The sequence below is a fragment of the Leptotrichia hofstadii genome (assembly GCF_007990525.1).
GTDB lineage: Bacteria > Fusobacteriota > Fusobacteriia > Fusobacteriales > Leptotrichiaceae > Leptotrichia > Leptotrichia hofstadii.
Map to the genome: position 1 here is coordinate 1459366 of NZ_AP019823.1, position 13483 is coordinate 1472848.

The 13483-nt window shown below is 30.2% G+C and carries 13 protein-coding genes; 2 read left to right on the plus strand and 11 right to left on the minus strand.

Features of this window, described 5'->3' with window-relative positions; genetic code table 11:
- Nucleotides 1-102: 102 nt before the first annotated feature.
- Complete coding sequence (locus FVE77_RS06920) at nucleotides 103-1488, minus strand: hypothetical protein (RefSeq protein ID WP_006804255.1); 1386 nt, start codon at nucleotides 1486-1488, stop codon at nucleotides 103-105.
- A 172-nt stretch (nucleotides 1489-1660) separates the two neighbouring features.
- Here FVE77_RS06920 and thrC point away from each other — a divergent pair, with 172 nt between their 5' ends.
- On the plus strand, nucleotides 1661-3154 hold the full coding sequence (thrC, locus tag FVE77_RS06925; RefSeq protein ID WP_026746206.1) for a threonine synthase: 1494 nt from the start codon (nucleotides 1661-1663) through the stop codon (nucleotides 3152-3154).
- Between the two features lie 254 nt (nucleotides 3155-3408).
- Here thrC and recR read toward each other — a convergent pair whose 3' ends face one another.
- The 10 genes from recR to FVE77_RS06975 all read right to left on the minus strand — a co-directional run bounded on the left by recR (nucleotide 3409) and on the right by FVE77_RS06975 (nucleotide 11656).
- Nucleotides 3409-4005, minus strand: coding sequence for a recombination mediator RecR (gene recR / locus FVE77_RS06930; RefSeq protein ID WP_026746205.1), 597 nt, complete (start codon nucleotides 4003-4005; stop codon nucleotides 3409-3411).
- A gap of 89 nt (nucleotides 4006-4094) precedes the next feature.
- Nucleotides 4095-4889: a hypothetical protein gene (locus tag FVE77_RS12850; protein WP_026746204.1), complete on the minus strand. Its 795-nt coding sequence runs from the start codon at nucleotides 4887-4889 to the stop codon at nucleotides 4095-4097.
- 24 nt (nucleotides 4890-4913) lie between these two features.
- Nucleotides 4914-5666, minus strand: a complete 753-nt coding sequence (locus tag FVE77_RS06940) for a hypothetical protein (RefSeq protein WP_172966415.1) — start codon at nucleotides 5664-5666, stop codon at nucleotides 4914-4916.
- A 232-nt stretch (nucleotides 5667-5898) separates the two neighbouring features.
- Complete coding sequence (gene pykF / locus FVE77_RS06945; RefSeq protein WP_146967863.1) at nucleotides 5899-7326, minus strand: pyruvate kinase PykF; 1428 nt, start codon at nucleotides 7324-7326, stop codon at nucleotides 5899-5901.
- Between the two features lie 124 nt (nucleotides 7327-7450).
- Entirely contained in the window at nucleotides 7451-8413 is a 963-nt protein-coding gene (gene pfkA, locus FVE77_RS06950) for a 6-phosphofructokinase (protein ID WP_026746201.1), read from the minus strand.
- A 175-nt stretch (nucleotides 8414-8588) separates the two neighbouring features.
- Nucleotides 8589-8993, minus strand: coding sequence for a DUF4272 domain-containing protein (locus FVE77_RS06955; protein WP_026746200.1), 405 nt, complete (start codon nucleotides 8991-8993; stop codon nucleotides 8589-8591).
- A 3-nt stretch (nucleotides 8994-8996) separates the two neighbouring features.
- The gene (locus FVE77_RS06960) at nucleotides 8997-9836 is read right to left on the minus strand and encodes a hypothetical protein (RefSeq protein ID WP_026746199.1); all 840 of its coding nucleotides are present in this window, start codon (nucleotides 9834-9836) and stop codon (nucleotides 8997-8999) included.
- Between the two features lie 10 nt (nucleotides 9837-9846).
- Complete coding sequence (locus tag FVE77_RS06965; RefSeq protein ID WP_026746198.1) at nucleotides 9847-10275, minus strand: hypothetical protein; 429 nt, start codon at nucleotides 10273-10275, stop codon at nucleotides 9847-9849.
- Between the two features lie 77 nt (nucleotides 10276-10352).
- The gene (locus FVE77_RS06970; RefSeq protein ID WP_026746197.1) at nucleotides 10353-10847 is read right to left on the minus strand and encodes an NUDIX hydrolase; all 495 of its coding nucleotides are present in this window, start codon (nucleotides 10845-10847) and stop codon (nucleotides 10353-10355) included.
- Nucleotides 10848-10879: 32 nt separating this feature from the next.
- Nucleotides 10880-11656, minus strand: a complete 777-nt coding sequence (locus FVE77_RS06975) for a histidinol-phosphatase (protein ID WP_026746196.1) — start codon at nucleotides 11654-11656, stop codon at nucleotides 10880-10882.
- A gap of 154 nt (nucleotides 11657-11810) precedes the next feature.
- On the opposite strand from FVE77_RS06975, the gene FVE77_RS06980 reads away from it, so the two are divergent.
- Complete coding sequence (locus FVE77_RS06980; protein WP_026746195.1) at nucleotides 11811-13430, plus strand: ABC-F family ATP-binding cassette domain-containing protein; 1620 nt, start codon at nucleotides 11811-11813, stop codon at nucleotides 13428-13430.
- Nucleotides 13431-13483: the final 53 nt, after the last annotated feature.

Sequence of the window (13483 nt, forward strand, 5' to 3'; positions counted from 1 at the left end):
AAAAGTGAAAAAATCTTACTTATCAACAATTTTTATTCTTCAAAGAGTTTTTATATTTTTTTAATTTGCCGCAATATATTATACAATCTATGTTATAAATAATTATAATTTTTCTAACTCCTTAACTATATCTTTAAGATCTTTAAAAAAAGATGCACTATCATAAACTTTTCTTCTCATTTCACTTTCTCCCCAAAGTTTTTCAATTTTATCTTTGCCTGAATACTCAGACGGAACATTTCCTAAATACTGTAACGAGTTTATTTCGTGTTGTTTATACGCATTGCCTGAATATTTTTTTTTCACATATCCAGAAAGTTCTATTTCATAACTGAAATCTAGTTTTTCAACTGATTTAGTTTTACTTTCCTGAAATATAAATTCTTTTTTTACCGTTTGTCCATCGTTATTTTTAACCTCTTTTACTTGAGATAAATTTTTTATTTGGCTAGGATACGTAGAAACTTGATAATTATCTGTAACTTTACAATTTATTTGGACATCAGCCTCACTTGAATATTTTGTATAAACTCCAACTTTGGATAAATGACTATTTATATATGCAGGAACATGGCTATTATCACAACCAGAAATGTTATATTTTACATAGGCTTTTTTAGAATACTCTGCAATTTTCTCTTTTGAATTTTTAAAATTAGGGATAATTTCTTGTACTTTTTTTAATTTTTCTATTGATTCCCTATATCCATGTTTACTTACAGCACCGGAAGTTTGTATAGCACTTTGGTAAAGCTTGTCTGCTTCTTGATAATCAGCTTTTTTTTTGAGTTCTCCAATTTTTATATACATATTTTTATAATTTTTCTGATACTGTCCATAAGCTTTTTGTGCTGCTTCGTTTAATTTTTGTGCTTCACGGTACTCTTCAGCTTTTTCTTTTATATTAGCATACTCTATAAGTTTATCAGCTTCAGCTTGAGACATTTTTCTTGATATTGATTCATATTTTAAAATTTTATTTTCATCTATTTTTTTTATTCCACTTAATTCTTTAGTATAACCAATCATATTTCTGTAATATTCATCAAGTATTGAAATAATGTCTCTAGAATATTTACTTTCCAATTCTCTTGTTTTTATACGTTCATCTATAATTTTATAAATTTCACTTAAAAGCTCATCGCCATCATATTTTGATAAAAAATCAGTAAAATTTGAAGATTGAGAGTAAACATCGAATAGTGCATAAATTTTATAAAGCCCTTCATAACCATCTTGTCTTTCTTCTAAATTACTGCTTCCAGCTTCTGTTTTATAATAATTTACAATATTAGAAAACTTTTCCATGATTTCGTTTTTAATATCTGGTTTAATTTTTTCAACTTTGTTTGGATGTTTCTCAAAATAACTCAAAGTAAGATATATACTTCTTATATACTCCTTATTATCATACGCCTCTTGTGCCTTTTTTAATTCACACGACATAACGGTAAATAACAGCAATAAAATTAAAAATATTTTTTTCATAAAAATACATCCTTTCAATAAATACTTATTCTATCTTTATATTTAAATTATACAACAAATTTATTAAAAGAAAATGAGAATCTTATGTTTTTTCCTCTCTAATCTTGCATATTATAAAAATTAATAGTATAATTACTCTATGTAAAAAAGAAAAATAGAAAGAGGTGTAATTATGAATTATAAAAGTACAAGAGGCGGAGAAGCACAAAACTCGACTTTTGCCACATTACATGGACTTGCAAATGGTGGCGGGCTTTATATCCCTGAAAAATTGCCAGAAGTGAAATTGACTTACGATGAACTAAAGAGCTTGTCTTATCAGGAGCTTTCAGAAAAAATTATAAAACTGTTTTTTACAGAATTTTCAGATGAAGAAATAAAAAATGCTGTGAACAATGCTTACAACAATACTACTTTTACTGATGAAAATATTGTTCCTGTACATAAATTAAATGAAAAAGTGAGCTTCGGTGAACTGTTTCATGGAAGAACATTGGCATTTAAAGATTTGGCTCTTTCATTATTCCCATATTTGCTGCTTTTAAGCAAAGAAAAACAAAAAGAAAATAAAAAAATACTGATTTTAGCTGCAACTTCTGGAGATACTGGAAAGGCTGCACTTGAAGGATTTAAAGATGTCGACGGAATTAACATTGTCGTATTTTATCCTAAAAATGGAGTTAGCCCGATGCAGGAAGAACAAATGCGAAAACAGCTTGGAAGCAATGTAGAAATAGTTGCGATAAATGGAAACTTTGATGATGCTCAAAGTGCCATAAAAGTCATTTTTTCCAGCGAAGAATTTAAAAAATATGCAAACGATCACAATGTAATGTTTTCTAGTGCAAACTCTATCAACATCGGAAGATTATTTCCACAAATCATATATTACGTGTCAACTTACGTAAACTTGGTAAAAGCTGGAACAATTAAGCCTGACGAGGAATTTAATGTGGTAGTTCCAACTGGAAACTTTGGAAATATTTTAGCTGGATTCATCGCCAAAAAACTTGGAATACCAATCAAAAAATTTATTTCAGCTTCAAATAAAAATAAAGTTCTAGCTGACTTCTTCCAAACTGGAATATACAACAAAAATAGAGATTTTTACGCAACAAACTCGCCATCAATGGATATTCTTCTTTCTTCAAATTTTGAAAGATACCTATATTACGCATTAAACGAAAACTCTGAAAGAGTGAATGAATTAATTACAAACTTACTTTCAGAAGGATTGTTGTCTGTAAATGAAGAGGAATTGAAAAATATTCAAAATGAATTTTATGGAGAGTTTGCAAATGACGATGAAACTGTAAATGCAATTAAGAGTGTGTATGAAAATTATCATTATTTAATAGATCCTCACACAGCAGTTGCTTATTCTGTTTATGAAAAATTAGACAACAGCAATTTGGATAAAAATACTCACACAGTAATAATGTCAACAGCGCATCCATTCAAATTCCCAGCTCCAATTGCAAAAGCATCGGGACTTGACGAAACAAAAGAGCCTTACGCAATTTTAGATGAAGTATCAAAAATTACTGGTGTAAAATTCCCGGAAAAATTGACAGAAGTGAGAAATTCAGAAATAAGATTTTCAAATGTAATTGATAAGGCTGAAATTCAGGACTTTGTGAAAAAATATATAAACGATTTAAAATAGAAATTACTAATGTTTTGAAAATTAATCTAATTGTAATAAAAAATACTCAGGCAATGGTTATTTTATCCAACTGCTTGAGTATTTATTTTTTGTTTTTTATATTTTTATTTATATTTCAAATTTAACTTTCATTTCTTTTCCTAAAAATGCTACTCCAACGCAACACGTAAAATTATTCCTATCATAATTTTTATTTCCAAATAATTGTTATTCTTTAAGTCCTGTATTCAGATTCTTATTTTCTAAAATCCAACTTAATCTAAATCATCTACATTGACTCTACCCTCAAGCGATCTCCCCAGCGTCGCCATATCCGTGTATTCAATATTTCCACCCATTGGAATTCCACTGGCGATTTTAGAAATCTTGACATTTTTTTCTTTCAGGAATTTTGTCAAATATAGGCTTGTAGTTTCACCTTCCAAGTCAGGATTTAAAGCCAGTATAACTTCCTTTACATCTCCATTTATCCTATTTATTAGCTTTCTTAAATTCAAATCTTCAATTGTAACTCCATTTAGTGGATCAATTTTTCCACCAAGCACGTGATAAAGTCCATTATAAGTTTCAGACTTTTCAAATGCAATTACATCTCGCACTCCTTCAACAACGCATATCACTTCCTTGTCCCTTTTCTCGTTGGCACAAATTTCACAAATATCATTTTCAGATAAGTTTCCGCAAATTTCACAATGTTTAATATTGGCATGTGAATCTTTTATTATTTCAAGCATTCTATCAACATCAGCTTCACTTTTATCTAAAACATCAAACGCAATTCTTGCCGCACTTTTTCTCCCAATTCCCGGCAATTTTGCAAAAACATCTATCAGATCATCAAGTTTTTTCACTTTTTTATTCCTTTCTTGCACTAAACCTTACTTAAATAGGAATAGTTTTAAATCTTTTTATTTTATAATATTAAAATCTTCTATTTCTTTTATTCTAAATTCAACTCTTTAGTCAGTTCAAAAATCTCTCTTTGCAAAATATTTTCAAATTCATTTATATTTATATTTATATTTATATTTATATTTTTTTCTATAAATTTTTCATATTCATCAACTTTATCACTTGTATAATCAATATCTCTATATGGATTATTTTTGAAGTATTGATAAATCTGATTTAAATTTTTTAACTCAATTTTTTCTTCGTCAGGTTTATAATTTTTTATATCCATTATAAATGGATGTGAAATTTCCTCTGTCCTTATTATGATATAATCTGAAAAAGATTTTTTGGTTCGCTCCTCATAGTTAGATTCCATTGTATAATAATCTTTATAAGAACTTTTTTCCATTTCCATTTCGAGCATGATGTCATTTATAAATAACATTTTTTTTATTTTTTCTATTTTTTTTCTTAGTTTATTCTCTTTTAAAATTTTTTGCTTCAAATTTTCAAAATACGGATAGTCATTTCTAAATTCGCCTATGAAAAAAGTTTCTTTAAAATTTGATAAATCAATATCTATTTTTTTTAGGGTGCTTTCTCCTGGTCCTTGTTTCCAGTCATCCATTTCTTCTGCCACAAACACTCCTCTACTAGTAGTACATTTCATATCTACGAGAATGCAATAACCTCTTATTTTTTGAATTTCCATTCCAGATTTCAATTTATCTTCAATAATAGGAAAGTATCGATAATATATTATTTTATCCAGTTTTGCTGGTTCAGAAAACATCATTATCTGCAATGCGAAAAAATACAGAATAATTTTTTTAATTCTCATTTTAATTTCACTCCTCTACATTTTTTAGTTTAACCCTAATTTTTTGAATAATTCTACAATTTCTCTGTTTAATTTAGAATAAAAATTTGTTTCATAAATTTCTTTTTCCATAAATTCATTATACTTTTCTTCTGGAATTTGATTATCTTTATTCTTATTTTTAGATAAAAATTCTTTCAAATATTGTGAAAGTTCATTTAAATTTCTACCTTCATATTTCTTGTAGTTTTGAACTTCATTTTTAATAGCTTCATAATCCAAAACATATGTATATGGAGGAGATAACTCTGGCATTCTTATCACAATATAATTTGAAAAAACTCTTTTTATTCCTTCATCGTCATAGAATTGAGGATGGTCTGGAATTATAATTTCTCTATCAGTACTAATATTTTTAATTTTTTTATGAATTAACAGCATTTCTCTAATTTTTTTGATTTTTTTCTTTATTTCATTATCTAACATAACTTGTGATTTTTTATCAAAACTCAAATAACCGTTATTAATTTTAACATTTTCATATAAGTATGAACTATAATTTGATAGATTAATGTCTATTTTTTTTATAATATTTTTTATTTCAGTTCCTGTCTCTGAATACTTTAATATATTTAATGCTCCATAGCATTCGCTATTATCAGGAAAACTGCAATAACCTCTTACCTTCTGAATTTCCATTCCAACTTTGGGCTTTTCTCTAATTGCTCCAAAATAATTATAGTAAGTGACTGTGTCTAATTGTATCGGTTCTGAAAAAGCTAATATCGATAATAACAAAAAAAATAATATCCTCATTTTATTCTACCTCTCCATCATATACTCCACGTTTTAAAAATCCATTCTCCTCTTCTAACTCACATCTAATTTAAGTTTCCCGCTATATCAAACTTTTTCAGCGACATTTATTTTCTCATATACAAATAAAGGGAAAAGGTATAAGACCGTTTCCCTCATAAAATATTTATAATTGCTTATTGTGTGTGGTGTGGTTAAATAATAAGATTTTTAATTATTCTCCAACTCTTTCTACTCTGAATGTATTAGTTGTTCCTTCTTTAGAAATTCCAGTTACCATTACTACTAAATCACCTTTGTTAGCTTCTTCGTGATTAGCTGCAATTTCTCTTGCTTTTGCGAAGAAATCATCTGTTTTATCTAATCCTTTTGCTACGTAAGCTCTGACTCCTCTTACTAATGCCAATTGTCTAGCAGTTTGCTCATTGTCAGTTAAAGCGATAATTGGTACAGTTGGTCCATATTTTCTAATCATTCTTGGCGCTCTACCAGTTTTTGTCCAACATACAATTAATTTAGCATCTAATGCATGAGAAGTACTTACTGCACCACTTGAAATTGCTTCTGTAACAGAAATTTCTGATCCATCTGGAGTTTCAACTGTTTTAAATTTCTTGAATTCATCTGTTCTTTTTGAAATAGTAGCCATCATTTTAACAGCTTCTACCGGATATTTACCTTTTGCAGATTCTCCTGATAACATAACTGCATCTGTACCATCCAAAATAGCGTTAGCAACATCTCCTGCTTCCGCTCTTGTAGGACGTGGGTTTCTGATCATTGAATCTAACATTTGTGTTGCTGTAATAACTGGTTTTCCAACTTTGTTACATTTTCTAATCATCATTTTTTGCATAAATGGAACTTCTTCAGCAGGTACTTCTACTCCTAAATCTCCTCTGGCAACCATGATTGCATCACTTAATTCCAAGATTTCATCAAAGTTATCAATACCTTCTTGGCTTTCAATTTTTGAAATAATTTGAATATTTTTTCCACCATTGTCATCTAAGACTTTTCTTACTTCAGCAACGTCAGATGCTTTTCTTATGAATGAAGCTGCTACAAAGTCAACACCTTGTTCACAACCAAATTTCAAGTCAGCAATATCTTTTTCAGCTAATGCTGGCAATCCAACTGAAACATCCGGCAAGTTTACACCTTTAGTTTCTCCTAATTCTCCAGTATTTGTAATAACACAATGAACTTCTCCAGCTGCTTTATCAACACTTTCAACTTTTAATCCAACTAAACCGTCATCTAATAATACTGTTGTTCCTTCATACAAGTCATCAACAATTCCAGGATAAGAAACTGCAAATTTTTCAGCATTTCCAACGAAAGAGTAGTCAGTAGTAATAGTTACTTTTTTACCAGTTTCTAATAATACGTCTTTTCCACCTTCTAATTTACCAGTTCTGATTTCAGGCCCTTTAGTATCTAATAAAATTCCTACTTCTCTACCTGTTTTTTTCATTACTTCTCTAATATTTTTAATTCTTGCTCCGTGTTCTTCAAAATCACCATGCGAAAAGTTCAATCTCATTACGTTCATTCCACTTTCCACTAATTTTGTCAACATTTCAACACTTTCAGTTTTTGGACCGATAGTACAAACAACTTTAGTCATTTTAATTTTCATTTTTCCTCCTAAAATTTGATATTTAAAATTTCATTGCCTTATTTTATCAATGAACTCCTACTTCTGTAAGAAATATTCATTTATTTTTTAAACTGTTAAATCTATCTAATAAAGACTTTAACAATTATAACGATAACATATTTGCGATTGCATAATCAGAAGCAGATGTTTTAGAATAATTTTCCCAAGCGTAAGATAATTTATGAGTTGTTACTTCTTCACTTTGAATTCCAACCATTAATCCACCTTTTCCTTCTTCAATAAGCTCAACCGCCCTTACTCCTAATCTTGTTGCTAAAATTCTATCAAATGCAGTAGGCGCCCCACCTCTTTGAATATGTCCTAAAATAGTAACTCTTATACTTGTATCAACTTTTTTTGCTAACTCATCTTTAATTTGCATAACGTTTCCTACACCTTCAGCAACAACGATTATATCGTATAATTTACCTTCTGCACGTCTTTTTCTAATTACGTCAGCAATATTGTCAATTGAACTTTCAGTTTCAGGAATCATAACTCCGCTTGCCCCTCCTGCTATTGCAGCGTAAAGAGCCAAATCCCCACAGTTTCTTCCCATTACTTCCACTAAATATGTTCTTTCATGAGAAGTAGCAGTATCTTTCAATTTTGAAATAGCGTCTAATATAATATTTAATGCTGTATCATAACCAACTGTATAGTCTGTTCCAGCTACGTCGTTATCAATAGTTCCTGGGATTCCAATTGTTTTAATTCCATGTTCTTCATACAAATAATGCGCCCCGTGGAACGAACCATCTCCTCCAATTACAACTAGTCCGTCAATTCCATATTTTTTCAAATTAGCCGCCGCTTTTGCTCTAACTTCAGGATCTTTAAACTCTGGCAATCTGGCTGATAATAAAATTGTCCCACCTTTATCAGCAATTCCACTTACATCTAGCAATGTCAATGGAAAAATCTGATCTTCAAGCATACCTTTGTATCCTCTTCTTATACCATAAACTTCCATTCCTTTGTTTATTGCAGCTTTAGTGACAGCTCTTATCGCTGTATTCATACCTTGTGAATCTCCTCCACTTGTTAAGATTGCGATTTTTTTCATTGTATTTTTTCTCCTTCTATACATTATAATTACAAATTTATTAACTTAAAGAAATCTTTATAAATCTTACATTTTTATATTAGCATTTTTAATTTCCATTGTCAAATAATTTTTGAAATTATTTTATTTAAGCCTATTTTTTAAATGGTTTTAATACTATTCAGGAATAATTTTTTTATGTATGAATTACAATATCATCCATGCTTTTTCCATCTTGAACCACCCATTCCAATGCCAGCCGGCTAAAATATAAAATGCTTTCATTCACAATTCTCTCATACCCATCCAGCTTTATTTCAACATTTGCCCAGTTTAACCTGTAAGTGTAGTCCACCATATCTAAAATCTTATTTTTTGAACGTATTTGACATTTTCTTGCAAATGATTTCAAATTCTCATGCTTTAATCCGTCAATAAGCATAGAAACATCACAAAATGTATTAAAGTCTGCAAATTCAACATCAATAATTGACAGCACCCATAATAACATTTTTGCGCCTTCCAGCATAAAATAAAATTCTAAGTTCAATTCCTTGTCATCTGAAGGATTTTCCAGATAATTTTTTTCACGTTCTGACAAGACTTACTTAAACTGGTATCTTTCTTCAAAAATATCAGTAATTATTTTTAATTCCTTTTGACCATTTTCTCTTTTTTCAAGATAAGTTTCAGCGGCAAGGCGTGTCATTGCTATTGCCACTATTTTTCTTATAATATCCCATTTTTTTCGTATTACTGCATTCTTTTCAGATATGCTCACTTCCATATTTTCGTCATACGGAATCCCATTTTGCTTCATCATGCCTATATTTCTATGTTTTCTTTCAATATCCCCGTCTGTTATTTCTACATTATATTCAGCAAACATTTTTTCTGAAAGCGGAGGAATAAAATCTGAAAGCTCCCATTTTTCAGGATTTTGAATCATTTTTCTTTTTCCAAAGTGATAATGGTTTAACCTTTTCTGTATAATAAATTTATGGAATTTCCCTAGGAAATTTGCAGTTTTATTTAACAGCTTCGCCTCGTCCTTCATCTCTTCCTTATTAACAGCTTCCAGCATAATAAAAAGCTTGCTGTATTTATCCAGATTTTCTTCGCTTATGCTTCTAAAACTTTGTGAACTCAGCTTTTCCAGAAATATTTCTATGCCAATTTTTTCTTTTAGAAGAAAATTTCTATCTGGATTTACAATTACTGTTATTTTTCTTCCATCATCTAGTTCAAGATAAAATTTCCTCGTTTTTTCAGTCAGTTTTTCTTCATTTTCTGTTGAAACTGTATTAATTTCATCTGAATAAGCTTCCAAAAAATTTTTTACAAGCTCTGTAGAAGACTTTTCATTGGAGAAACAAGCACCTGACTGCACTTTCTTCTTTTTCTTAAAAAAATTCCATAAACCCATTCTTTTATTCCCTTTCATAAATCATTTCCTAACGCTTAAAATTATCAAGTTCCTTTTCTATAATCGAAATAACCGTCATATCTGCGGGTATCATACTTAAAATTTTCTGATACAGCTCCTTCCTCTTTTCCCGGCACACTTGCAAAAACAACAAGCATTCGCTCTTTTTCCTTAATCTCAAGCTATAGCCGTCATTTAAAAAAATATTAAAATTTATTGTCCTAAAAGTTCCCTGTTGGATGAAAATTCTTGTCAACACACACATTTTAACTTCATCAATATGAAAATATATTTGTTCTTTTTTTATTTTTTTTATAAAAGTGAATATAAATTCCCCATCAAGTTCTTCCAAATTTTCTGCATTAAATTTAATTTTTCTCATAGTTATTGCAAAAGCTGTATAAATTATATAAAAAATCAATATTATGGCAGGCAATGGCAAATAAAACTTGTTCATATTCTCCTCCCTTCAGCTGTCATATAAAAAATTTCCTTTTAAATGTCCTCTTCAAATGTAAAATCGTAAATTATTTTTTATCTTGAAAAATATGTTACTGCCAATATTGTTTTCATATCCGTTGACACTTTCTCAATATCCTTCACATCAACCCACACTACTTCCACTTCTTCCCCATGGTCAAGTGACTGCTCTATGGGATTAATATCATCAGATTTTAGTCTTGCGCTGAAAAAATACAATCTTTCGGTCGTGTATCCTGGCGAGACATACAGTCCTTGCGGCAATTCCTCAATATCTGTCACATCTTTTTCCAAATATCCAGTTTCCTCTTCCAGTTCTCTAAATGCAGCCGTTCTAGGCTCCTCATCACCATCAATAAGTCCAGCACAAACTTCGATTTCATATTTTTTTGGCCCTGGTCTAAACTGTTTCACTAAAATTACTTTTTCTTTTGTTTCATTAAATAACACAAAACAAACTGCATCAGATTTATCTAAATACTCCAAAGTTATCCCTGTCGTAGGATGTATCATTTTTGCCCCTTTTAAAAATTTAAAACTATTATCCATTTTTTTCCTCCTAAAGCTTACTTTCCTTTTATTTAAAAAATACTCTCAATCACATTCAGCCCAATTTCCTTTGCAAACTCCCTTGCAATTTCCATCTCTTTATCTTCCATCCTGTTAAAATCGTGTGCATCCGAGCCGATTATCGTTCTAACATTATACTGCTTCGCAATTTCCCAGAATTCCTTGTACGGATACATGTATCTGTCCCAGTCTGGATGTCTTTCAAATGTTTTTCTTATTCCGTTTGCATTTATTTCAAGCGGTACATCCATTTTTTCTGCCGCTTTTGAAATCATGTGCGCTGCTTTTTCACAGCTTTCATCCCAAGTCCGATAATTTATTACATACAAATCTGGATGTGCAATGTAGTCAAATTTACTACTTTCTATAGCCTCAACCATATATTTCGCATAAGCTAGCACATTTTCTCCTGTCTGTATTTTCCAGGCATTATAATTTGTATTATCTCCGTCTTTTCTAAAGGCATGCAGCCCTAAAACAAGATAGTCCAATTTTTCCCTGTATTTATCATATTTTTCAATAAATTCTGGAAAATATTCAATTTCTAATGATTTATAAATCTTAATCTTATCTCCATATTTTTCCTGTGCTTCTTCTATTTCCTTCAAATATCCGTCAAAATCTTCTTCTTTCATTCTATTATTTTCATAATATTCAGGCATTGGAGCATGATCTGATATTCCAAGTTCAGTATAACCTTCCCTAATTGCCACTTTTACATAATCTTCCACATTTCCAGCGGCATGTTCACATCGGTAATTGTGAGTATGAAAATTTGTCTTGTTCATAATTTTCCCCATTCTATCATTTTCAATTTTTTTCTTTTGTATATTTTACCAATTATTTTGAAAAAAATAAAGGTTTTAAATAAATTTATTTTGTTTTTAGTGAAAATTTTTGATATAATATAGATAAATTATAAATATTTAAGGAGGAAATTTTTTGATTTCAACAAGTAATTTATCTGTCCAGTTTGGTGGACGAAAACTTTTTGATGAAGTAAATATTAAATTTACAGAAGGGAACTGTTACGGTATCATTGGACCGAATGGAGCTGGAAAATCAACTTTTTTGAAAGTGTTAACTGGAGAACTTGATTCTACTTCTGGAGAAGTTATTGTAGAAAAAAATAAAAGACTATCATTTCTAAAACAGGATCACTTTGCTTATGAAGATGAAGAAGTGTTAAATGTAGTAATGATGGGACATGCAAAATTATACGATATTATGATGCAAAAAAATGCTTTATATGCAAAAACCGAATTTACAGAAGAAGACGGAAATTTGGCGGCTGAACTTGAGGGAGAATTTGCAGAGCTGGATGGCTGGGAAGCCGAAACAAATGCTGAAAAATTCCTTATTGGTTTAGGAATTCCTTCTGAACTTCATCATAAACTGATGAAAGAGTTAACAGAACCTGAAAAAGTAAAGGTTCTGCTTGCACAGGCTATTTTTGGAAATCCTGACATATTATTATTAGATGAGCCTACAAATGGACTTGACTTGCACGCAGTAAAATGGCTAGAAGATTTTCTGATGGACTTGGAAAACACAACTGTACTTGTAGTTTCGCATGATAGACACTTTTTAAACAAGGTTTGTACTCATATTGCTGATATTGATTACGGAAAAATTAAAATGTTTGTTGGAAACTATGATTTCTGGTACGAATCAAATCAATTAATGCAAGAATTAATCAGAAACCAGAATAAGAAAATGGAACAAAAGAAAAAGGAATTGCAAGACTTTATTGCACGTTTCTCTGCCAACGCCTCAAAATCAAAGCAGGCTACAAGCCGTAAGAAACAGCTGGAAAAATTACAATTTGAAGATATGCAGGTTTCTAACAGAAAATACCCATACATTGAGTTCAAGCCTGAAAGAGAAGCTGGAAACAATATGTTAAAAGTTGAGAACTTAACCAAAACTGTTGATGGCGAAAAAGTTCTTAACAACATTTCCTTTACGATAAATACTGGAGACAAAGTTGTTATTTTATCAAAAAATGACATTGCAAAGACTACTCTTTTCCAAATTCTAGCTGGAGAATTAGAACCAGATTCAGGAACTGTTGAGTGGGGAGTTACAACTTCACAAAGCTATTTCCCAAAAGACAACTCAGCATATTTTGAAGATGTAGATTTATCGCTAATTGACTGGTTAAGACAATTTTCGACTGACCAGCACGAAGAATATGTACGTGGATTCTTAGGAAGAATGCTATTCTCAGGAGAAGAGGCAAGAAAAAAAGCCAAAGTTCTTTCTGGAGGAGAAAAAGTTCGTTGCATGCTTTCAAAAATGATGCTATCCAACGCAAATGTCCTATTATTAGACAACCCAACAGATCACTTGGATCTTGAAGCAATTACATCGCTTAATAAATCGCTAGAAAGATTTGACGGAACAATTTTATTTACAACGCACGACCACGAATTTATTCAGACAATTGCAAATAAAATCATTGAAATCACTCCAAAAGGAATTTTGGAAAAAGAAATGGAATATGATGATTATCTAAATGACGAAACTGTTGAAGCAAGACTAAATGAAATGTATAGCTAAGTTATTGTGTAACTTTTATTTTTGAAATAAATTCTTGGATATGAAAATAGCAG

What these genes read in the sequence shown, in the direction of transcription:
- FVE77_RS12850 (WP_026746204.1), bottom strand. Translation starts at nt 4,889, where the DNA reads ATGAGAATTAAAAAAATTATTCTGTATTTTTTCGCATTGCAGATAATG.
- FVE77_RS06965 (WP_026746198.1), bottom strand. Translation starts at nt 10,275, where the DNA reads ATGAACAAGTTTTATTTGCCATTGCCTGCCATAATATTGATTTTTTAT.
- pykF (WP_146967863.1), bottom strand. Translation starts at nt 7,326, where the DNA reads ATGAAAATTAAAATGACTAAAGTTGTTTGTACTATCGGTCCAAAAACT.
- pfkA (WP_026746201.1), bottom strand. Translation starts at nt 8,413, where the DNA reads ATGAAAAAAATCGCAATCTTAACAAGTGGAGGAGATTCACAAGGTATG.
- FVE77_RS06970 (WP_026746197.1), bottom strand. Translation starts at nt 10,847, where the DNA reads ATGGATAATAGTTTTAAATTTTTAAAAGGGGCAAAAATGATACATCCT.
- FVE77_RS06920 (WP_006804255.1), bottom strand. Translation starts at nt 1,488, where the DNA reads ATGAAAAAAATATTTTTAATTTTATTGCTGTTATTTACCGTTATGTCG.
- FVE77_RS06960 (WP_026746199.1), bottom strand. Translation starts at nt 9,836, where the DNA reads ATGAAAGGGAATAAAAGAATGGGTTTATGGAATTTTTTTAAGAAAAAG.
- thrC (WP_026746206.1), top strand. Translation starts at nt 1,661, where the DNA reads ATGAATTATAAAAGTACAAGAGGCGGAGAAGCACAAAACTCGACTTTT.
- FVE77_RS06975 (WP_026746196.1), bottom strand. Translation starts at nt 11,656, where the DNA reads ATGAACAAGACAAATTTTCATACTCACAATTACCGATGTGAACATGCC.